Source organism: Teichococcus wenyumeiae, from assembly GCF_003696345.1.
GTDB lineage: Bacteria > Pseudomonadota > Alphaproteobacteria > Acetobacterales > Acetobacteraceae > Pseudoroseomonas > Pseudoroseomonas wenyumeiae.
Genome location: NZ_RFLX01000005.1, coordinates 146,767 through 166,723 on the forward strand (window position 1 = coordinate 146,767; position 19,957 = coordinate 166,723).

The 19,957-nt window shown below is 71.3% G+C and carries 17 protein-coding genes and 1 tRNA gene; 9 read left to right on the forward strand and 9 right to left on the reverse strand.

Going from position 1 to position 19,957, the window contains the following annotated elements; translation table 11 throughout:
- The first annotated feature begins 97 nt into the window (after positions 1–97).
- Positions 98–2,161 (forward strand): methyl-accepting chemotaxis protein, encoded by a 2,064-nt coding sequence (locus EBE87_RS09370; RefSeq protein WP_120640674.1) that lies wholly within the window; start codon positions 98–100, stop codon positions 2,159–2,161.
- Positions 2,162–2,190: 29 nt separating this feature from the next.
- Here EBE87_RS09370 and EBE87_RS09375 read toward each other — a convergent pair whose 3' ends face one another.
- Both EBE87_RS09375 and EBE87_RS09380 read right to left on the reverse strand, forming a co-directional pair.
- Positions 2,191–2,739, reverse strand: a complete 549-nt coding sequence (locus tag EBE87_RS09375; protein WP_233560064.1) for a hypothetical protein — start codon at positions 2,737–2,739, stop codon at positions 2,191–2,193.
- 21 nt (positions 2,740–2,760) lie between these two features.
- Positions 2,761–3,426: a bactofilin family protein gene (locus EBE87_RS09380; protein ID WP_120641150.1), complete on the reverse strand. Its 666-nt coding sequence runs from the start codon at positions 3,424–3,426 to the stop codon at positions 2,761–2,763.
- Positions 3,427–3,780: 354 nt separating this feature from the next.
- On the opposite strand from EBE87_RS09380, the gene EBE87_RS09385 reads away from it, so the two are divergent.
- Together EBE87_RS09385 and EBE87_RS09390 are read left to right on the forward strand one after the other, a co-directional pair.
- A complete protein-coding gene (locus EBE87_RS09385; RefSeq protein WP_120641149.1) occupies positions 3,781–4,764 on the forward strand; it encodes an adenosine kinase in 984 nt (327 codons plus the stop codon).
- Positions 4,765–4,768: 4 nt separating this feature from the next.
- A complete protein-coding gene (locus EBE87_RS09390; RefSeq protein ID WP_122139970.1) occupies positions 4,769–5,692 on the forward strand; it encodes an AEC family transporter in 924 nt (307 codons plus the stop codon).
- Positions 5,693–5,702: 10 nt separating this feature from the next.
- On the opposite strand, the gene EBE87_RS09395 is transcribed toward EBE87_RS09390, so the two are convergent.
- Both EBE87_RS09395 and EBE87_RS09400 read right to left on the reverse strand, forming a co-directional pair.
- Positions 5,703–6,638, reverse strand: coding sequence for an alpha/beta fold hydrolase (locus tag EBE87_RS09395; protein WP_120638048.1), 936 nt, complete (start codon positions 6,636–6,638; stop codon positions 5,703–5,705).
- A gap of 19 nt (positions 6,639–6,657) precedes the next feature.
- Positions 6,658–7,635 carry a Bug family tripartite tricarboxylate transporter substrate binding protein gene (locus EBE87_RS09400; protein ID WP_120638049.1) on the reverse strand — a complete coding sequence of 326 codons (978 nt, stop codon included), beginning with the start codon at positions 7,633–7,635 and terminating at the stop codon, positions 6,658–6,660.
- Positions 7,636–7,758: 123 nt separating this feature from the next.
- Here EBE87_RS09400 and EBE87_RS09405 point away from each other — a divergent pair, with 123 nt between their 5' ends.
- The 3 genes from EBE87_RS09405 to EBE87_RS09415 all read left to right on the forward strand — a co-directional run bounded on the left by EBE87_RS09405 (position 7,759) and on the right by EBE87_RS09415 (position 10,702).
- Positions 7,759–8,676 (forward strand): LysR family transcriptional regulator, encoded by a 918-nt coding sequence (locus tag EBE87_RS09405; protein WP_120638050.1) that lies wholly within the window; start codon positions 7,759–7,761, stop codon positions 8,674–8,676.
- Positions 8,677–8,780: 104 nt separating this feature from the next.
- The gene (locus EBE87_RS09410) at positions 8,781–9,761 is read left to right on the forward strand and encodes a Bug family tripartite tricarboxylate transporter substrate binding protein (protein ID WP_233553176.1); all 981 of its coding nucleotides are present in this window, start codon (positions 8,781–8,783) and stop codon (positions 9,759–9,761) included.
- Between the two features lie 8 nt (positions 9,762–9,769).
- A complete protein-coding gene (locus tag EBE87_RS09415; protein WP_120638052.1) occupies positions 9,770–10,702 on the forward strand; it encodes a class I SAM-dependent methyltransferase in 933 nt (310 codons plus the stop codon).
- Between the two features lie 6 nt (positions 10,703–10,708).
- Here EBE87_RS09415 and EBE87_RS09420 read toward each other — a convergent pair.
- The 3 genes from EBE87_RS09420 to EBE87_RS09430 form a co-directional block, all read right to left on the reverse strand.
- Positions 10,709–10,791: transfer RNA gene (locus EBE87_RS09420), tRNA-Leu, on the reverse strand.
- 306 nt (positions 10,792–11,097) lie between these two features.
- The gene (locus tag EBE87_RS09425) at positions 11,098–12,789 is read right to left on the reverse strand and encodes a stimulus-sensing domain-containing protein (RefSeq protein WP_120638053.1); all 1,692 of its coding nucleotides are present in this window, start codon (positions 12,787–12,789) and stop codon (positions 11,098–11,100) included.
- 7 nt (positions 12,790–12,796) lie between these two features.
- Positions 12,797–13,498 (reverse strand): response regulator transcription factor, encoded by a 702-nt coding sequence (locus EBE87_RS09430; RefSeq protein WP_120638054.1) that lies wholly within the window; start codon positions 13,496–13,498, stop codon positions 12,797–12,799.
- A 317-nt stretch (positions 13,499–13,815) separates the two neighbouring features.
- Between EBE87_RS09430 and EBE87_RS09435 the strand changes: the two genes are divergently transcribed.
- From EBE87_RS09435 to EBE87_RS09445, 3 genes are all read left to right on the forward strand, one after another.
- Positions 13,816–15,414, forward strand: coding sequence for a phosphoenolpyruvate carboxykinase (locus tag EBE87_RS09435; protein ID WP_120638055.1), 1,599 nt, complete (start codon positions 13,816–13,818; stop codon positions 15,412–15,414).
- Between the two features lie 239 nt (positions 15,415–15,653).
- Positions 15,654–16,553 (forward strand): oxygenase MpaB family protein, encoded by a 900-nt coding sequence (locus EBE87_RS09440; RefSeq protein ID WP_120638056.1) that lies wholly within the window; start codon positions 15,654–15,656, stop codon positions 16,551–16,553.
- A 61-nt stretch (positions 16,554–16,614) separates the two neighbouring features.
- Positions 16,615–17,808, forward strand: coding sequence for an amidohydrolase family protein (locus tag EBE87_RS09445; RefSeq protein ID WP_120638057.1), 1,194 nt, complete (start codon positions 16,615–16,617; stop codon positions 17,806–17,808).
- Positions 17,809–17,926: 118 nt separating this feature from the next.
- Here the strand turns inward: EBE87_RS09445 and EBE87_RS09450 are convergent, their stop codons facing one another.
- Together EBE87_RS09450 and EBE87_RS09455 are read right to left on the reverse strand one after the other, a co-directional pair.
- Positions 17,927–19,162: an argininosuccinate synthase gene (locus EBE87_RS09450; protein ID WP_120638058.1), complete on the reverse strand. Its 1,236-nt coding sequence runs from the start codon at positions 19,160–19,162 to the stop codon at positions 17,927–17,929.
- Between the two features lie 243 nt (positions 19,163–19,405).
- Complete coding sequence (locus EBE87_RS09455) at positions 19,406–19,921, reverse strand: NUDIX hydrolase (RefSeq protein ID WP_199707317.1); 516 nt, start codon at positions 19,919–19,921, stop codon at positions 19,406–19,408.
- Positions 19,922–19,957: the final 36 nt, after the last annotated feature.

Here is a 19,957-nt window from a genome sequence, read left to right on the forward strand (position 1 = left end):
GCAAAGAGGATTGGCGGCGGCGACCTGAGGCACAAGGCAAGGCTTTCTTAAGCCGCAGCACGGATGGTCGCGCACCGGAACACCGGGGATTGCCGCCATGCGTATCAGAACCTTTTTCCTGGCCTGCTTCTGCGGCGTCGCGGTGCCCGGGGCGGCCGCCTCGCTCTGGCTCTCCGCCACCTCCTGGGGCGCGTGGCAACAGGCGCAGGAAGCCCGCGCCGCCACCCGCGCCGTCAGCGACGCACAGCGGGCGCAGACCGCCATCTCCGCCGAGGTCGGCGCCTTCGCCTCGCTGCTGCGCATGGCCGAGCCGGATACCGAGGGCGCCCGCAAGGCCGCGCCGCAGACCGACCGGCTGCTGCAGGCGGCGGCGTCCAGTGCCCGCCAGGGCGGCTTCCAGGCCAGCCTGGCGGAGGACGCCCTGGCGCGCATTCCCCCCACCCGCCAGCGCGCTCTGGAGGAAATGGGCAAGCCGCTGGCGGCACGGGACGCCAACCTGCCCAATGTCACCCAGGCTGTGCGCAACGAGGCGGCCGATGCGCTGCGGCGCCTCGGCATGCAGGCGTCGCTGCGGGTTTTCGAGACCTCGCCCCGCGCCGCGCTGCTGGTGGAAGTCGCCAGCGCCACCATGGATTATCGCGATTTCATTGGCCGCCGCAGCGTCGGCGTCACGGCCTGGGTCAGTGGCCAGCCGGTGCAGCCGCCGGCCTATGACGAGATGCAGCAGCATACCGGCCGCATGGAACAGGCCTGGATCGGCGCCCAGCGCCTGATCGCCGCCATGCCGGAGAGCACCCGGCTGCAACAGGTGCTGCAGCAGCAGAAGGGCGTGCAGGAGCAGAACGAGGCCCGCTGGCGCCAGATGCTGGCCACCGCGCGCAGCGGCCTGGGCGGCGGCGCCGTCGCCTGGGGCACCACCGTGCCGGAATTCCGCCCCTGGTCGCTGCGCTCGCAGGCCGAAATCCTCACCCTGCGCGACGCGGCGCTGGACGAGGCCATGGCGGTGACCAACCGCGCCGCCGACAGCGCGCGGCTGCACCTGCTGGAAGCGGTGGTGCTGGCGCTGCTGGTCACGGGGCTGGCGGCGCTGTCGGTGACGCTGCTGCTGCGGCGGGTGGTGCAGCCGCTGCGGGCGCTGACCGGCAGCGTGACACGCATCGCCGATGGCGAGCTGGAGTTGCCGGTGCCGGGTCAGAACCGGGCGGATGAGCTGGGCGCCATGGCGCAGGCGGTGGAAACCCTGCGCGCCGCCTCGGCCGAGCGGCGGGAGATGGCGCGGGCGCAGCAGGAAGGCCAGCGCGAGCAGATCGCCCGCGCCGGGCGAGTGGATGCGCTGCTGCGCGGCTTCGAGCAGGAAACGGCGGGCGCCCTGCGCGCCGTGGCCGCCGCCGCCAGCGAGATGGACGCCACCGCCGCCGGCATGGCGGAGATCGCCGCCTCCGGCAACAACCGGGCTTCCTCCGTCGCCAATGCCTCGCAGCAGGCCAGCGGCAATGTGCAGACCGTGGCGGCGGCGGCGGAGGAACTCTCCGCCTCCATCGCCGAGGTGGCGCGGCAGGTGCGCGAAGGCGCCGCGCGGGCGCAGCAGGCCTCGGAAGCCGCGCAGAACACCGACCGCACAGTGCGCGGGCTGTCGGAAGCCGCGGGGCGGATCGGCGATGTGGTGCAGCTCATCACCGGCATCGCCAGCCAGACCAACCTGCTGGCCCTGAACGCCACCATCGAGGCGGCGCGGGCGGGCGAAAGCGGCAAGGGCTTCGCCGTGGTGGCGGGAGAGGTGAAGTCCCTGGCCAGCCAGACCGCCCGCGCCACGGAGGAGATCGGCCAGCAGATCGCCGCCATGCAGGGGGAGACGGAGCGCACCGTGCAGGCGATCGGCGAGATCGCCCGCATGATCCGCGAGTTGAACGATGCCACCGGCCTGGTGGCGGAAGCCGCCGGCCAGCAGGCCGAGGCGACGCGGGAGATCGGCCATGCCGTGGCCCAGGCGGCGGCGGGGACGGAGGAAGCCTCCCGCCATGCCACCGGCGTCAGCGACGACGCGGAACGCACCGGCCGCGCGGCGGGCGATGTGCGCAGCGCGGCGGGGGAGCTGGCACGGCAGGCGGAAGGCCTGCGCGGCCAGATGGACCGCTTCCTGGCCAGCATCCGCGCCGCCTGAGGCGCATCCCGGCCGGGGCGAGAGGGCCGCTAGCTCCTGCGGGCCTGGTTCGCCAGCTCCTGCAGGCAGGCGGCCTCGGTGCGGCGCTCGGCCCCCGCCGCGCGGGCCGTGGCATAGGTGACGCGCAGCCCGGCCGGCGCGGCGCGAGAGCCGGCGGGCCCGCCCGGCTCGCCATAGAACATCACGTCCAGGTGGCAGAAGGGGCTCTGGTAGAGCCAGATCTCCGCATCCCCTTCCCGCCGGCGCAGGCGCGGCTCGCCCAGCAGGCGCCGCACCGTGGCGGGGGGCTGGCCCAGCAGCTGCGCCGCCTGGGCGGGCAGGCCAGTCAGGGCGGGCATGGCGGCGCCGACAGGTGCGGTCTCGCCTTCCGCCGGCGGGGCGGCCAACGGGCGCATGCCGACCAGATTGGCGCGGTAATTGGCCAGCACCTCATCCAGCACCGCTTGGCGGTCCAGGACAGGTTCCTGGGCGCAGGCGGCCAGCAGGCAGGCCAGCAGCAGGGGCAGAAAGGGGCGGAGGGGCATGGCGGCGGGGATAACCTGCGCCACGACGGCGGAAAAGGGAATGGGCCGAGCCATGGTGGCCCGGCCCTTCCGGCTTCAGCCCAGCTGGTCGACGTCGCTGGCGGCCAGCGGCAGCGCCGGGCGCGGGTTGGAGGGCATCGAGTCGCCCAGCATCTCCATGCGACCGGAGACCTGGCCGCCTTCCTCCACCTGCAGGCGGCGGCAGCGGGCGATGCCCATCACCTTGCCGGAGGCGCGGATGATCAGGTTGCCGCGCACCGTCAGCGTGCCGTCGAAGATGCCGGCGATCTCGGCGTCATCCACCTCGACCTCGCCCTTGAAGACGCCGGACTGCGCGATCTGCAGCTCGGCCGCCTGCATCATCTGGCTCTCGACCGTGCCCTCGACCACCAGCCGCTCGGCATCCGTCACGGTGCCCTGCAGGCTGATGCCCTTGCCCACCACCATGGAGCGGCGCTCGATGGCCTGGGCCGGGCGGCTGCTGCCGCCGGGGGTGAGGATGGGGCCGGTGCCGGCCATGGGCGCGGGACGGGGCGGCATGCCCATACCGGTCGGCTGGCCGGGCTTCGGCGGCAGGGTCATGGCGGCGGCCTCCTTGGTGGGCGCGGGGCGGAAGGGGGGAACGGCAAGATCCGGATCACGGGCCACCGGCACGGTGGTCGGTTCTGCTCCCTCCGGCGTGCCGGGCGGTGCTCCCTGGGCGGGAGTGGGATCTTCGCGGCGGCGGCGAAAGACGGACATGGGCTCCCCCTCTGCTCGGCTATCAGGCATGGTTCCGGCCGGCGGCACGGAACTGGGTTTGGACCGCGGCCTTCAGGGCGCCGCGCCCCCTTGGGCTATCACGCGGCATGGCGGGGGGACAACCGGTGCCACCCCCCTCCTGGAGTAATTTTTTCAGCGACTTCCCGCATCGTGGCGCCCCCGGGGGCGGTGCGACGCTCCTGGTTGAAGCTTGGCCTTGGCCCTTGCCGCGGCAGGCGGCCGGGCGGCGGCTCTCCGCCCGGCCACATGCCCGGCTCCCTCTGGCCCACCCCCTCTGGTCCATCGGCCGGGCGGCTGCTATCGCCGGGGCTCATCCGCGCAAGGTTTCTCTCCATGGCAGCACCCACCCTCGACATCCTCGGCATCGGCAACGCCATCGTGGACGTGCTGGCGCGGGCGGATGACAGCTTCCTGGCGCAGCACGGCATGAACCGTGGCGCCATGGCGCTGATCGACGCCGAGCGCGCGGAAGCGATCTATGCCGCCATGGGCCCGGGGCTGGAGAGCAGCGGTGGCTCCGCCGGCAATACCTGCGCCGTGGCAGCCGGGCTGGGCGCCCGGGTGGGCTTCCTGGGCAAGGTGGCGGACGACCTGCTGGGCCGCACCTTCGCGCATGACATCCGCGCCGCCGGCGTCGCCTTCCCCACCGCGCCGCTCTCCGGCGGGGCGCCCACCGCGCGCTGCCTGATCCTGGTCTCGCCCGATGGGCAGCGGACCATGAACACCTTTCTCGGTGCCTGCGTCAGCTTCGGCGAGGATGACGTGGACGAGGCCGCCGTCTCCGCCGCCGCCGTGACCTACATGGAAGGCTATCTCTTCGACCCGCCGGCGGCGCAGGCCGCCTTCCACCGCGCGGCCCGGGTGGCGCATGCGGCGGGGCGGCAGGTCTCCATGACGCTGTCCGACCCCTTCTGCGTCGGCCGCCACCGCGCCGCCTTCCGCGACTTCGTGGCCGGGCACACCGACATCCTCTTCGCCAACGAGGCCGAGATCCTGTCCCTCTACGAGACCGATAGCTTCGAGCAGGCGATGGAACGCGCCCGCGCCGATGTCGGCATCGCCGCCCTGACGCGCAGCGAGCATGGCAGCGTGATCGTCTCGGGCGACCAGACCATCACCGTCGCCGCCAAGCCCACCCAGGTTGTGGACACCACCGGCGCCGGCGATGCCTATGCCGCCGGCTTCCTGGCGGCGCTGACGCGCGGGTTGCCGCTGGCCGAATGCGGCCGCTGGGGTTCCGTCGCGGCGGCCGAGGTGATCAGCCATTTCGGCGCCCGGCCGCAGGCGGAGCTGAAGGCGCTGGTCGGCGCCGCCTGACGCCATGGCCCTGCCCCTTGCCGCGGGGGCCGATGCCTTCGCCGCCACTTTCGGCATGCTCGGCCTCGGCGCCCTGCTGCGCCGCACCCTGCTGCCGGACGATGCTGTCTGGGCCGGGCTGGAGAAGCTGGTCTTCTTCGTGCTGCTGCCGGCGCTGCTGGTCAGCGCCATCGGCACGCTGGACCTGGCCAACCTGCCGCTGGGCGGCATGGCGGTGGTGATCTGGGGCACGCTGGCCCTGGGCACGGCCGGCAGCATCGCCCTGGCGCGGGCGCTGGGGCATGGCCACGCGGCCATGACCTCGGTGCTGCAGGGCGGCATCCGCTACAACAACCTGCTGGCCTTCGCCACCGCGGGCGCGGTGCTGGGGCCGCCGGGCATCGCCATGGGCGGCATCGCCACCGGGCTGATCGTGCCCTTCGTGCAGGTGGTGATCACCGTGGCGCTGACGCTGGGGCGCGCCACCAGGCCCAGCCCGCTGCGCCTGCTGCGGCAGATCGCGCTGAACCCGCTGCTGCTGGCCTGCCTGGCCGGTTTCGCGCTGGCGCTGGCCGGCGGGGTGCCGCCGGGGGCCTCGGGCCTGCTGCGCGGGCTGTCGCAGGCCAGCCTTGCCACCGGGCTGCTCTGCGTCGGCGCGGCGCTGACGCCGGGGGCGATGGCCGACCGCATGCCCACCCAGGCGCTGACCGCCGGCTTCAAGCTGCTGCTGATGCCGGCCATCGCCATGGGGCTGGCGGCGCTGACGGGGCTGGAGCCGCTGGCGGCGGCCACCGCCATCCTCTTCATGGCGCAGCCCACCGCCTCCACCGCCTATGTGCAGGCGCGCGCCATGGGGGGCGACGCGCCGCTGATGGCGGCGATCATCACCGGCCAGCATGTGGCGGCGCTCGCCACCCTCTTCTTCTGGGCCATGCTGCTGGCCGGCTGAGGCGGCGCGCTCAGCCCAGGCAGGCGCCCAGCCAGCGCAGGATGCGTGCCAGGACCTCCTGGTTGTTGTTGTCCATCATCGGCATGTGGCTGTTGCCGTGGATGCCCTGCGCCGGCAGGTCCAGCCAGTCCGCCCGGCCGCCCTGCCCCGCCAGGGCCTCGGCGAAATCGGCGCAGCGGCGGGACACGCCGCGCCAATGCGCCGAATGCTCGCGGTAGTCGCCCATCACCATCAGGGTCGGGATGTCGCGCAGGGCGGCGGGGTCGGCGAAGCCGGTCGGCTCCACCGCCACCATGGCGCGCACCAGCCCCGGTGCCGCCGCGGCGGCGCGGAAGGCGGGTTCGCCGCCCTGGCTGTGGCAGAGCAGGATGCAGGGGCCGATACGCCGCAGCACCGCGCCCAGCGCCGCCGCCGCCGCATCCCCCAGCGTGGTCCAGCGCGGCACGAAGCCGCGCGCGAAGGCCTCCAGCGCCGCCACGGGAAAGCGCTGGCCGGGAAAGGCCCGCCGCTGGCCACCGGCATCGACCTCGCCGAAGCGGAAGCGGGTCCAGCTTTCCTCGACCGTGCGCAGGATCGGCTCGCCGGGCCAGAGTCCGGGCACCGGGCACCAGCCGGCCCGGCCGCGCTCGGTGTTATCCACCACATGCACTTCCAGCCCGGCGGCCAGCAGCCCGTGCAGCCAGCCGGGGCGCCCGTCGGGCGTGGTTTCCCACATGGCGCCGGACATGCCGCCGCCATGCAGCAGCACGATCGGCGGCAGCCGGGACCGCGTGGCGGGGGTGAAATACTGCACATAGGCATGCTCGATCGCGAGCGCGCCGTTGGGGTCGTGCCGGTAGGTCGTGGTGCTGGTGAATTGCAGCTCCCGCACCGGCTCGCCGCTGATCTCCACCACCCGCCCGCCGGCGGTATAGGAGCCGAAATCCGCGAGCCGGAATTCCGGCATGGCCACCGCCTCCTTCCGTTCAGTCGGCGACAATGTTGCGCTCTTTGATGATGGCGCCCCACTTCACCACGTCGCCGGCAATGAAGCCGCCGAGCCTATCGCGGCCGCCGCCGATCACATCGACCCCCAGTTCCTTCATGCGCGCGGCGACGGCGGGGTCGTGCAGCGCGGCGTCGAAGGCCGCGTTCAGCTTCCGCAGCACTTCCTCCGGCGTGCCGGCGGGGGCGAAGACGCCGAACCAGGGCGTCACCACCAGGTCGGGGATGCCGGCCTCGGCCGAGGTCGGGATCTCGGGCGCCGCGGCCGAGCGCGCGGTCTGCGCCACCAGCAGCGGGCGGAGCTGGCCGGTTTTGATGTTCGGCAGTGCTGCGGGCAGGTTGTCAAAGTAGAGCTGCACGCGGTTGGCCAGCAGATCCGCCGTCACCTGCCCGGCGCCGCGATAGGGCACATGCGTGACCTCGATCCCCGCCAGCTGGTTCAGCAGCTCGCTGGCCAGATGCGGGGAGGAGCCGACGCCGGAGGAGGCGTAGTTGATCGACTGCTTCTTCGCCAGCGCGACAAATTCGGCAAAGGTCTTCACCGGCAGCGCCGCCGGCACCACCATCACGCTCGGCACCGTGCCGATCATGACCACCGGCGCGAAGTCGCGCTGAATGTCATAGGCCGGTTTGGCGTAGAGGCTGCCGGCGGTGGAGCAGGAAAAGGCGCAGACCAGCAGCGTATAGCCATCGGCCGGGGCGCGGGCGACCATCTGGCCGCCGATATTGCCGCCGGCGCCGGCGCGGTTGTCCAGCACGAAGGGCTGTTCCAGTTGCCGGCCGACCTGGTCGGTCAGCAGCCGCGCCAGGATGTCGGGCGTGCCGCCGGCGGCATAGGGCACCACCAGCGTCACCGGCCGGTTGGGGAAGTTCTGCGCCTGCGCCGGCTGCGCGAGCCCCGCCACCGCCAGCAGCCCGGCCAGCAGCCTGCCAAGGCGTGAGATGCGCGATCTGGACATGGTTCTTCCCCTTTGCGCCTCGCCCGGCGCCGTGATGGCCAGCTTGTCCGGCTGGAGCAGAGCTACCGAAAGGCGGAGCGATTGAAAAATAGGATTTCTCACCCTCCGTGATAGGCTGCGCTTATGTCACTGCCTCCCATCTCGCTCCGGCAGCTCCGCGCCTTCGCGGCGGTCGCCCGGCTTGGCAGCTTCCGCCGCGCCGCCGAGGAGCTGAACCTGTCCCAGCCCGCGCTCAGCCAGGCGGTGCGGCTGCTGGAGACCGAGACCGGCGCCGTGCTGCTGGAGCGGAACACCCGTGGCGTGACCGTCACCGAGGCCGGGCGGCGGATGCTCTCCACCTGCGAGAGCATGCTGCAATCGCTGGAATTCACCGTGGCCTCCCTGCGCCGCAACGGGGCGGAGGAAGCGGCGCGGCTGCGCATCGCCGCCCTGCCCTCCATCGCGCGGCAGATCGTGGTGCCGGCCTATCGCCACTTCCGCGCCGGCAGCGCCGCGGCGGCGCTCTTCATCCGCGATGCGGTGGGGGAGGAGGTGATCCGCATGATCCGCGCCGGCGAGGTCGATTTCGGCCTGACCACCCCGCCGCGCCAGGGCGCCGAGTTGATCGTGCATCCGCTGCTGCGCTCCCCCATGCGGGTGGTGGTGGCGCCGGGCCATCCTTTCGCCGCCACCGGCGCGACCTGGCGGGAACTGGCGGAAGAGCGCTTCATTTTCGTCGGCCGCAGCTCCGCCACCTATGAGATCACGGCTTCCGCCTTTCGCGCCGCCGGGCGCTTACCACGCCATTTCATCGAGACCCAGACCGCCGAGACCGCCGCCTGTATGGCGGCCGAGGGCATCGGCGTGACGGTGCTGCATGCCCGCAACCTGGATGAGATGGCGCATTACGGCTTCGCCCAGGCGCCGGTGCGGGCGCCGGAATGCGCGCTGGAGATCGCCCTGATCCGCCCGGTGGGACGGGCTCTGGCGCCGGCCTCTCTCGCCTTCTGGGAATTCCTGGCGCAGCGGAGCGCACCGGAAGCGCCCCCCGCGCATCCCTGAGTCCCGCCGCGCTCTGGCACGCTGGCGCGACGCCCCGGCGCGCCGCATGATGCGCGCCCAGCGCATGCCGCAGGGCGCATGCCATCCAGAGAAGGTATCCGGTGATGTTGGGACGGCGCGACCTCGCCCGTGGTCTGGTTTCGGTGGCGCTCGCGGGCGCCAGCGGCGCCGCGGTGGCGCAGGGCGCATCCTGGCCGGACCACCCGCCGCGCTGGGTCGTCGGCTACCCGCCCGGCGGCCCCAGCGACACCTTCGCCCGGCTGATCGCCAGCTTCATGGGCCCGCGGCTCGGCTTCAACATGGTGGTGGAGAACCGCCCCGGCGGCGGCGCCGTGCTGGCCAGCGAGACCGTCGCCCGCAGCATGCCCGATGGCTACACGCTGCTGCATACCGACAACGGCAACCTCGTCTACAACCCCGCGCTCTACGGCAAGCTGCCCTACGACCCGGACCGGGACCTGACCGGCGTCGGCTTCATCGGCCGCTTCCCGCTCTTCCTGGTGGTGCGGCCGGACAGCCCGGTGAAGACCCTGGCGGATTACATCGCGGCCTCGAAGCAGCGGGCGCCCACCTATGGCTCCCCCGCCGTCGCCTCCCCGCATCATCTGGCCATGGAGATGCTGAAGCGCCGCGCCGGCTTCGAGGCGACGCATGTGCCCTACCGCGGCGGCCCGGCGGCCATGCAGGACCTGATGTCCGGCACGGTGGAGAGCGTGCTGATCGACTGCGCCACCGGCATCCCCTTCCTGCGCGATGGCAAGGCGCGCGGCCTGGTGGTGCTCTCCGAGGCCCGCTCCGCGCAGGCGCCGGACGTGCCTACGGCGGCGGAACTCGGCATCGCCGATGCGGTGGCTTTCGGCTGGCAGGCCATGCATGCCCCCACCGGCACGCCCGAGGCCGCCATCGCCCGCCTGAACACCGAGCTGAACGCCGCCATGGCCGCGCCGGAAATGCTGGCCCGCGTGGCCGGGCTCGGCATCGAGACGGCACCCTGGACGCCCGCGCAGCTCAACAGCTTCGTGGCCACCGAGAATACCCAGTGGCGCCCCCTGATCCGCGAGCTGGGCATCCGGCTGGATAGCTGAGCGCCGCCATGTTCGGCTTCCGGCGCCGCAGGCGGCCCGCCTTCGGCTTCGCCCGCGTCGCGGCCTGGAACACCAAGGTGCTGGGCGCCGTGCTGGCGCGGCAATGCTACGAGGCCGGCCTCGCCGGCCCCGACATCCCGCTGCCGGCCGAGCCGGAACATATCGGCCTCGCCGGCTGCCTCTGCCGCCAGGCGGATCTCGAATCCCCCTGGCTGCACCACTGGTGCGGCGCGCTGGGCATGGTGCCCTTCTACCACCGCAAGGTCTGGGAAATGGCCTTCGTGGCCCAGGCCATCTGGGAAGCCGGGCTGCTGGCGCCCGGCAGGCGCGCGCTCGGCTTCGCCGTGGGGCGGGAAGCCCTGCCCGGCTTCCTGGCCGCGCGCGGGCTGGAGGTGCTGGCCACCGATCTCGACCCCGCCGACCCCCGCGCCGCCCGCTGGATCGGCACCGGCCAGCACGCCCCGCCGCCCGCCCTGCCCTTCCGCGCCGTGGACATGACGCGCATCCCGCGCGACCTGCACGGGCAGTTCGACCTGGTCTGGTCCGCCTGCGCCCTGGAACACCTGGGCAGCCTGCGCGCGGGCGAAAACTTCATTCTGGAAGCCATGCGCTGCCTGAAGCCCGGCGGCATCGCCATCCACACCACGGAATTCGACCTGGACGCCGATGGCCCGCCCCTCTCGCGCGGCGGCACCGTGCTGTTCCAGGCACGGCATATCGAAAAGCTGGGCCGCCGGCTGGCCAGCGCCGGGCACCGCATGCGGCCGGTGGATTTCGACCCCGGCGCCGGGTTGCTGGACCAGTTCATCGACCAGCCGCCCTATGGCGCGGCGGCCGACCGCTGGCCGCTCTCCCAGCCGGCGGAAACGCCGCATCTGCGGGCGCTGGTGGAAGACCGCGTCGCCACCTCGATCGGACTGATCATCGAGGCGAAGCACTGAAGGGTTTGCGGACGGCGGGATTCGAACCCGCACTCCCCTGAGGGAACCAGATTTTAAGTCTGCTGCGTCTACCGTTCCGCCACGTCCGCATCTGGTGGAAAGGGTTCTGCCATAAGCCGGGCCTGGGCCAAAGGGGCTCCGCCCCTCTGGACGCCCCGCCGCGGTGGAAAGTCCACCCCGGGCCCCGCTGCCAGTTTCAGATTGGGGCCTGAAGGGCGCTGCGCGGTGCCAGCCGCCAGCAATGAGAATCTGAAGGCCACGCAGGCTGAGGACGCAGTCGCCGGAGGTCATGGACCTCCGGCGCGACCACCGTGCCGCAAGGAAAAACTGATGGCGGGGTCTGGGGTGACACTGTCACCCCAGCGGGGGTCCAGGGGGCGGCGCCCCCTGGCGCTTCACCCCACCGGCAGCCGCACCACGAAGCGCGCGCCGATCACCTTGCCATTCTCGTCCCGCCGGTTCTCGGCGCTGATGCGCCCGCCCAGGCCCTCGACGATCTGCCGGCTGATGGACAGGCCCAGGCCGGAATGCTGGCCGAAGCTCTCGCCGGTCGGGCGCTCGGTGTAGAAGCGGTCGAAGATGCCTTCCAGCTTGGCCTCGGGGATGCCGGGGCCTTCGTCCTCGATGGTGAATTCCATCATGGCGCCGGTCTGCCGGGCGCGGACCCAGACGGTGCCGAGCTTGGGCGAGAAGCTGACCGCATTGCCCAGCAGGTTGCGGAAGACCTGCACCAGCCGCCCTTCCACGCCGCGCACCACCAGGGGCACGGGCGCGGCGTCGAGCACCATCACCGGGTCCTCGTCCTCGTCGCGGGTGGTGTTGTGCAGTTCCACCAGGGCTGAGAGGATCGGCGCCACGTCCACCGGCTCCGACACCGTGCGGGAGAGTTCGGCATCGACGCGCGACGAATCGGCGATGTCGCCGATCAAGCGGTCCATCCGGACCGCGTCCTCCGCGATGATGGACAGCAGGCGCTTCTGCTGGTCCGGCTTTTCCACGCGCAGCAGGGTTTCCAGCGCGGAGCGCACGCTGGTCAGCGGGTTGCGTAGCTCATGCGCCACGTCGGCGGCAAAGCGTTCGTTCTGGTCGATGCGGGCCCAGAGCGCGGTGGCGGAGGATTGCAGGTCCCGCGCCAGGATGCCGATCTCGTCCGTGCGGGCCAGCAGCGCGGTGGGGACGGAACCGGCGCGGCCCTTGCCCTGCCGCATGGCGGCGGCGGCGCCGGCCAGCGCCAGGATGGGCGAGGCGATGGTGCGCGAGAGATAGAGCGAGGCCGCCACCGTCAGCAGCAGCGCCAGGACGAACAGGCCCAGCACGGAGGTGCGGATTTCCAGCAGGCGCTGGTCCACTTCCCGCGCCTCGCGCGTCAGCAGCACGATGCCGATGCTCTGGCTGCCGCGCCGCGCGGGCTCGGCCACCGAGACCAGCAGCCGGCCTTCCTTGGTGCGGCGGATATAGGGGCGGACGCCGCCTTCGAGGGCGAGGCGCAGTTCCTCCCGCCGGTCCGGGCCCAGTTCGGGCTGCCAATCGAAGGAAGGAGCGTCGGGCGCCACGTCCACATAGATGTCGCCGTTGCGGCGGGCGCCGAAGAGCGAGCGCGGCAGGATGGTCAGCAGCCGGTCGTAGAAGCGCCCCACCCCGCCGGCCAGCAGCCCGCGCGTCTCGGGCGGCGTCAGGGGCTCGGTGATGATGGCGCCGCCCTGGCCTTCCCGCACGCGGCTGTCGGCCACCAGCAGGCCGGAGGTGTCGAAGAGTTTGGCCTGCGTATTGGCGGAAGGCTCCACCAGGCGGCGCAGCAGCGGGCGGGCGGTGTCGGGCACCAGCACGGCGCGGTCGTCCTGCAACCGCACGGCGGCCTCGGCGATGCCGGCGGCATAGATGCGGGCCTGGGTGCGCAGGCTTTCCACCTCCGCCGCCAGCAACCCGGTCTGGTACTGGTCGAGGTAGAGCAGGGAGGCCGCCAGCAGCGCCGGCGCCACCATGTTGACCAGCAGGATGCGGCGCAGCAGCGGCGAGACGCGCCGCCGCCCCTCCCGCAAGGGGCGGAGCTGCGGCAGGGCTGCGGGGGCGCCGCTGGCGTCGGGCATGGGGTCCTCAGGCTTCCTTGTAGCGGTAGCCGATGCCGTAGAGCGTCTCGATCATGTTGAAGTCGTCATCCACCTGGCGGAACTTCTTGCGCACCCGCTTCACATGGCTGTCGATGGTGCGGTCGTCTACATAGATGTTCTCGCCATAGGCGGCGTCGATCAGCTGGTCGCGGTTCTTCACCATGCCGGGGCGTTGCGCCAGCGCCTTGACCAGCAGGAATTCCGTGACGGTCAACTGCACCTGCTGGCCCCTCCAGGTGCAGGTGTGCTTGGTCTCGTCCAACACCAGGTCGCCGCGGGAGATGACGCCGGTGGGCGGCGCGCCGGAACCCTCGGCCCGGCCGGCCTCGTTGCGGCGCAGCAGGGCGCGGATGCGCTCCAGCAGCAGGCGCTGGGAAAAAGGCTTGGTGATGTAGTCGTCGGCGCCGAGCCGCAGACCCATCAGCTGGTCCAGCTCCTCGTCCTTCGAGGTCAGGAAGATCACCGGCATCGAGGAGCGCTGGCGCAGCCGCTGCAACAGTTCCATGCCATCCATGCGGGGCATCTTGATGTCCAGCACCGCGAGGTCCACGGGGCGTGCCAGCAGGCCCTGCAGCGCGCTTTCCCCATCCGTGTAGGTGCGCACCTGGAAGCCCTCGGCCTCCAGCGTCATGGAGACGGAGGTGAGGATGTTGCGGTCGTCATCGACCAGGGCAATGGTGGCGGGCATCGTTCCCCCAAGAGAATGTGATCGTCAGGGCATCCGGGGCTCCTGCAGGCCGATATGGGGGCCGATTGTGGCGCAAGCCGGGCCGGATGCTGGATACAACGCGGCATAAGGCAGTTTGGCGCGCGACGGAACCGCGCATGCCGCGTAAGTTGTCGTATGATATGACCTCAACACATACGTTGACGCGGTTCATGCCGCCGCCCTAGCGTCCCGCCAGATGTCGTCCAGGTGAGAGATGGATTCGACCTCAACCCTGTGGCTACTGCCCCGGCGGACCCCCGCCGGAGGATAAGCGCCTTACGGAGAACGTCGCGCCTATGACCGCGAACACCGCCGCCCTTTCCGGCACCGGCGTCACCACCGCCGCCGATATCCACGCCAACCTGACGGCCCCCGGCCTCTACGCCCATGCACTGCGCCGCGGTGAGGGCCGTCTTTCCGCCGATGGCGCCTTCATCGGCGTGACCGGCGTGCATACCGGCCGCTCCGTCGCCGACAAGTTCGTGGCCGATGACCCCGAGGCCACCCAGGAAATCTGGTGGGGCAAGGTCAACCGCAAGCTCGAGCCCGCCAAGTTCGACACCTTCACCGCCGATGTGCGCTCCTGGCTGGGCTCCCAGAAGGAACTCTTCGTCGAGGACCTTTATGCCGGCGCCGACCCCGCCTACCGCATCAAGGTCCGGCTGGTGACCACCAATGCCTGGCACGCGCTGTTCGCCCGCAACATGTTCATCCGCCCGCCGGTGGAAGAGCTGGCCGGCTTCGAGCCGGACTACGTGATCCTGCACGCGCCGGAGATGGAAGCGAAGCCCGAGCATGGCGGCCGCGCCGGCTCCACCACGCTGATCGCGCTCTCCTTCGCCAAGAAGATCATTGCCATCGCCGGCACCAGCTATGCGGGCGAGATCAAGAAGTCGATCTTCACGGTCATGAACTGGCTGCTGCCCGCCCAGGGCGTGCTGCCGATGCACTGCTCCGCCAATGTGGGCAAGGCTGGCGACACCGCGCTGTTCTTCGGCCTCTCCGGCACCGGCAAGACCACCCTCTCCTCCGACCCCGAGCGCGCGCTGATCGGCGATGACGAGCACGGCTGGTCCGACAAGGGCGTCTTCAACTTCGAGGGCGGCTGCTACGCCAAGGTCATCAAGCTTTCCCAGGAAGCCGAGCCGCAGATCTGGAACGCCTCCCACCGCTTCGGCGCGGTGCTGGAGAATGTCATCGCGGATGAGCGTGGCAACCTCGACCTCGACGACGGCTCGCTGACCGAGAACACCCGCTCCTGCTACCCGATCGAGTTCATCCCGAACACGGCGCCGGGCGGCATGGCCGGGCTGCCGAAGAACGTGGTGATGCTGACCGCCGATGCCTTCGGCGTGCTGCCGCCGATCGCCAAGCTGACCCCGGCGCAGGCGATGTACCACTTCCTCTCCGGCTACACCGCCAAGGTGGCGGGCACCGAGAAGGGCCTGGGCAAGGAGCCGCAGGCGACCTTCTCCACCTGCTTCGGCGCTCCCTTCCTGCCGCGCCACCCGGAAGTCTACGGCAAGATGCTGGCCGAGTTGATCGGCAAGCACGGCGCCCAGGTCTGGCTGGTGAACACGGGCTGGACCGGCGGCGCCTATGGCACCGGCCAGCGCATGTCCATCAAGCACACCCGCGCCCTGCTGCGCGCGGCGCTGGATGGCAGCCTGAACAATGCCGAATTCGCCACCGACCCGTTCTTCGGCCTCGCCGTGCCGCAGAACGTGCCGGGCGTGCCGACCGAAGTGCTGAACCCGCGCGCGTCCTGGGCCGACAAGGAAGCCTATGACAAGACGGCCAAGCACCTCGTCTCCCTGTTCGAAAAGAACTTCGAGACCTTCGCCAGCGGTGCGAGCGAAGAGGTGAAGAAGGCGGCGCTGCGCAGCGTCGCCTGACAAGGCCGGGGGCCCTGCCCCCGGACCCCACTGGGGTGGCGGTGCCACCCCAGGCCCCGCCACCCGTTCAGCCCGGGTGGTGACAGGATGCCGCCGGCCGCCACGCGCCGGGGCCAAGGCTGCCTCTGGTAAAATCCGACAGCTTCACCCGGCAGCCCCGGCGTGGCTGGAACGTTGAATGGCATGGCCCATCTGAAGGACATGCCTGTGACCTTCCTCTTCCGCCGGGGGATTTCCTGATGCCGGGGCGCGCCGCCGCCCTGCCCTTCCTGCTGGCCCCCTTGGCGCAGCCGGTGAAGCAGGCCATCGCCGCCCAGGTCAGCGCCATCTTCAACGACCGCAGCCGGGGCGAGGCGCCGGTGATGCGCCGGCCGGACGGGCTCTTCGGCCCTAGCTCCGTCGCCTGGCGCGTGCATGGCGATGTCACCTCCATGATGGTGGGCGGCATTGCCGGGCTGCTGCTGCAGATGCTGCACCCCGCCGTGCTGGCCGGGGTCTGGGACCATTCCAACTTCCGCGCCGACATGCACGGCCGGCTGCGCCGCACCGCGCGCTTCATCGCGATCACCACCTATGGCGGGCGGGAGGAAGCGGAGGCGCTGATCACCCGCATCCGCCGCATCCATGACCAGGTGCGCGGCCAATTGCCGGACGGCACGCCCTACGCCGCCAACGACCCCGCCCTGCTGGCCTGGGTGCATGTGACCGAGGCCACCAGCTTCCTCGACGGCTGGCGCCGCTATGCCGAGCCGGAGATGTCCCTGGCCGACCAGGACCGCTACTTCGCCGAGATGGCCCAGGTGGCCGAGGCGCTCGGCGCCGCCCCGGTGCCGCGCAGCCGGATGGAGGCGCAGCGGCTGATCGCCGCTATGCGGCCGGACTTGCGCTGCGATGCCCGCACCCGGGAAGTGGCGGCGCTGATCCTGAACCGCCCTGCCCCGCACCCCCTGGCCGAGCCCTTGCAGACCCTGACCATGCAGGCCGCCATCGACCTGCTGCCGGATTGGGCGCGGCGCCTGCACGGCCTGCCCGCGCCCGGCCTGCGCCTGCCGCTGATCCGCGCCGGCACCCGCGGCATCGCCCGCACCCTTCGCTGGAGCTTCGAGCGGCCGGCGAGACGCTCCCCGGCGCAAGGCTGACCATCCCGCGGCGCGGAGCGCTTTTTCTGGAAGATCATCGCCGGCTTCGCTAGGGTCGGACATGGAACAGCCTTCAACCCCCGCCGTGGCCCCGGTCGTGACGACCGATATCCACACGCACCTGACCGGTGCGCCGCGTTCCGCCGAACTCATCCGCCTCGGGCTGCTGCACGACCTGCATTACCCGGCCGCCATGCTGCGCCTCGCCGGCATCCCCCTGCCCGAAGGCGTCCGGCTGAGCGAGGAAGACACCCGCATCCTGCCCGGCGGCATCGCCGCCCCGGCCCGTGGCTCGCCCATGCTGCGCCTGCGGGAACTGCCGCGCGAAAGCCACGCCCAGTTGGAAGCCGCCATGGAAATGCCCCGGCGCCCCGCCGATGGCAGCGGCCCCGACCCCTTCCTGCTGCTGGAACGCGCCTATTCCGTCCGCCGGCCCCTCGGCGCCCATCCGGCGCTGCTGGCGGGCATCCTGGATTCCGTGGCGGCCGATGCGGCACGGGACGGCGTGCGGCATATCGAACTCAGCGCCAGCGCGCCCCTGGCGGAGGATGGCGAGGCCTGGCTCCGGGCGGCGGAAGCGGCGGCGCGCGGCGCCCTGGCGCTCCGCGGCGTGCGGATCCTTTTCCTGGCCACCGTCAACCGCCATGCCGCACCGGCCGATATCGCCCGTGCCCTGGCGCGGCTGGATGCGCTGATGGCCGCCTTCCCGCTGCTGGCCGGGCTCGACATCGCCGGGCACGAGACCAACCCGACCGGCGACTTCATGCCCACCGTGGTCGCCTGGGCCTCCGCCCGCGTGCGGCGCGGGCTGCCCACCGTGGTGCGGGTGCATGCAGGGGAGACCGCCTGCCACCCCGGCAATGTCCGCATGGCCCTGGAAGGCTTCCGCGAAGCCGGGCTGCCGCCGGGCATGGGCCGCATCGGCCACGCGCTCTACGGCGTCGGCCGGCGTGAGGTGGCATTGGCGCGCGAGATCGGCGCGGTGGTGGAAATGGGCATCGGCTCCAACCGCGCGCTGGGCTACCGCAGCGGGCCAGGGCGCAGCGGCGGCGGCGGGCGGCTGGCGCGGCTGATCGGCGCCGGCGTGCCCACGGTGCTGGGCACGGACGGGCATGGCATCTACGGCACCTCCCCGGCGCGGGAAGCGGTGCGGGCCCTGCGGGACGGCGCCAGCGCGGCGGTGATGGCGGAAGTCGCGCGGCATGAGGCGGACCACCTGCGGCGGGTGGCGGCGGCCTTTCCGGCAGTGGCCTGATAAAGAAAGGGCCGGGGGAAGGAATTCCCCCGGCACCCCCATCTTCTTTTTGCGGTTCGGACCGTGCTGCCCGTGGTGAGCGGGCGTGGGGGAGAGAAGGTGCCCTCCCCCGCGCGGGTCAGACCGCGCCGCCCTTGCGGCCGGCCATGGCGCCGAGGCGCAGGCGCAGCGCGTTCAGCTTGATGAAGCCCTGGGCATCGAACTGGTCGTAGGCGCCCTGGTCGTCCTCAAAGGTGACGTGCTTCATGGAATACAGGCTGTTCGGGGACTGGCGGCCCGTCACGATGGTGTTGCCCTTGTAGAGCTTCAGGCGGACGGTGCCGCTGACGCTCTTCTGGCTCTCATCCACCATCGCCTGGATCATGCGGCGCTCGGGCGCGAACCAGAAGCCGTTGTAGATCAGCTCCGCATACTTCGGCATCAGGCTGTCCTTGAGGTGCGCCACCTCACGGTCCAGCGTGATGCTCTCGATCGCGCGGTGCGCCACGTAGAGGATGGTGCCGCCGGGCGTCTCGTAGCAGCCGCGGGACTTCATGCCGACGAAGCGGTTTTCCACCAGATCCAGGCGGCCGATGCCGTTCTCGCGGCCCAGCGCGTTCAGGCGGGTCAGCAGCGTGGCGGGGGAAAGGCGCTCACCATTGATGCCGACGGCGTCGCCGCGCTCGAACTCGATGGTGATCTCGGTCGCCTTGTCGGGCGCGTCCTCGGGGCGGATGGTGCGCTGCCAGACGATCTCCGGCGGCTCGTCCCAGGGCTCCTCCAGGATCTTGCCCTCGGAGGAGCTGTGCAGGAGGTTGGCGTCGACGCTGAAGGGAGCCTCGCCGCGCTTGTCCTTGGCGATGGGGATCTGGTTGGCCTCGGCGAATTCCAGCAGCTTGGTGCGGCTGGTGAGGTCCCATTCGCGCCAGGGGGCGATGACCTTCACGTCCGGCTTCAGGGAATAATAGCCGATCTCGAACCGGACCTGGTCGTTGCCCTTGCCGGTGGCGCCGTGGGAGACGGCGTCCGCCCCCACCTGCTCTGCGATCTCGATCTGCCGCTTGGCGATCAGGGGCCGGGCGATGGAGGTGCCCAGCAGGTACTGGCCCTCATACAACGCATTGGCGCGGAACATGGGAAACACGAAGTCCCGCGTGAATTCCTCACGCAGGTCGTCGATGAAGATGTTCTCTTCCTTGATGCCGAGCATCAGGGCCTTGTCGCGTGCCGGGCCCAGCTCCTCGCCCTGGCCCAGGTCGGCGGTGAAGGTCACCACCTCACACCGATAGGTGGTCTGCAGCCACTTCAGGATGACAGAGGTGTCCAACCCGCCCGAATAGGCGAGAACCACCTTCTTCACGTCCTTCACCGCCATTGCGCCGGGTTCCTTTTGCCGAGGAGAGAATTCCGCGTGGGTTTGCCGCAGGCGCGCGGTGCGGGCAAGGCGGTCATGACCATGCCAGCCGCACCGAACGCGGGATGCTGGCCCGGCCAAGGGCGTTGTGGGAGAGGCGGAGAAGGACGCGGAGCGCTTCCGCCGGCGGTTGCGGGCTGGGCGGCAGGCGGCGCGGGGCTCCGGACGAGGCGGGTCCGGCCGCAGCCAGGGCGGCGTGCTTGTTCAGGTTGAGGGCCGCTGCAACCGGCCCTGCTTCGCCAAGCTCTCCAGGAGGAGGCGCAGATCGTCTTCCTGAACCTTCGTGGCCGCCTCCGACAGCGGGAACCATTGCCGGACCCGCTGTGCCCGCTCTGGCCAATCGTCGAGTTGCTGGTCGACCCACATCGCGAAGACCTCCACCTGGCACGGCACCGCCTGGGCCTGCGGCATCTCCTTCAGGTAGCAATAGGTTCCCAGGGAGTCCGGCTGCACCTCGCCCATGAGCCCGGCTTCCTCGAAGGCCTCCTTGGCCGCGACCTCCGGCCCGGTCAGATCCTGCTCGGCCCAGCCTTTCGGCAGCACCCAGCGCCCGGTTCCCCGGCTGGTCAGCAACATGATCCAGACTTGGTCACCCTGCTGCGCCAGCGGCACGGCGGCGAATTGTTGCCCGCTTTTCCGCAGAACCCGCCCGGCCATGAAACACTCCCCATGATGTCCATAACAGATCACGATACGGCATTGGTTGACCCCGGCAATCACGCGCTGGCCTCCGGCAGGCCGCTGTTTTCAGCAGCC

Coding starts and splice junctions, on each gene's coding strand:
- EBE87_RS09370 (WP_120640674.1), top strand. CDS start 98: ATGCGTATCAGAACCTTTTTCCTGGCCTGCTTCTGCGGCGTCGCGGTG.
- EBE87_RS09375 (WP_233560064.1), bottom strand. CDS start 2,739: ATGGCTCGGCCCATTCCCTTTTCCGCCGTCGTGGCGCAGGTTATCCCC.
- EBE87_RS09380 (WP_120641150.1), bottom strand. CDS start 3,426: ATGTCCGTCTTTCGCCGCCGCCGCGAAGATCCCACTCCCGCCCAGGGA.
- EBE87_RS09385 (WP_120641149.1), top strand. CDS start 3,781: ATGGCAGCACCCACCCTCGACATCCTCGGCATCGGCAACGCCATCGTG.
- EBE87_RS09390 (WP_122139970.1), top strand. CDS start 4,769: ATGGCCCTGCCCCTTGCCGCGGGGGCCGATGCCTTCGCCGCCACTTTC.
- EBE87_RS09395 (WP_120638048.1), bottom strand. CDS start 6,638: ATGCCGGAATTCCGGCTCGCGGATTTCGGCTCCTATACCGCCGGCGGG.
- EBE87_RS09400 (WP_120638049.1), bottom strand. CDS start 7,635: ATGTCCAGATCGCGCATCTCACGCCTTGGCAGGCTGCTGGCCGGGCTG.
- EBE87_RS09405 (WP_120638050.1), top strand. CDS start 7,759: ATGTCACTGCCTCCCATCTCGCTCCGGCAGCTCCGCGCCTTCGCGGCG.
- EBE87_RS09410 (WP_233553176.1), top strand. CDS start 8,781: ATGTTGGGACGGCGCGACCTCGCCCGTGGTCTGGTTTCGGTGGCGCTC.
- EBE87_RS09415 (WP_120638052.1), top strand. CDS start 9,770: ATGTTCGGCTTCCGGCGCCGCAGGCGGCCCGCCTTCGGCTTCGCCCGC.
- EBE87_RS09425 (WP_120638053.1), bottom strand. CDS start 12,789: ATGCCCGACGCCAGCGGCGCCCCCGCAGCCCTGCCGCAGCTCCGCCCC.
- EBE87_RS09430 (WP_120638054.1), bottom strand. CDS start 13,498: ATGCCCGCCACCATTGCCCTGGTCGATGACGACCGCAACATCCTCACC.
- EBE87_RS09435 (WP_120638055.1), top strand. CDS start 13,816: ATGACCGCGAACACCGCCGCCCTTTCCGGCACCGGCGTCACCACCGCC.
- EBE87_RS09440 (WP_120638056.1), top strand. CDS start 15,654: ATGCCGGGGCGCGCCGCCGCCCTGCCCTTCCTGCTGGCCCCCTTGGCG.
- EBE87_RS09445 (WP_120638057.1), top strand. CDS start 16,615: ATGGAACAGCCTTCAACCCCCGCCGTGGCCCCGGTCGTGACGACCGAT.
- EBE87_RS09450 (WP_120638058.1), bottom strand. CDS start 19,162: ATGGCGGTGAAGGACGTGAAGAAGGTGGTTCTCGCCTATTCGGGCGGG.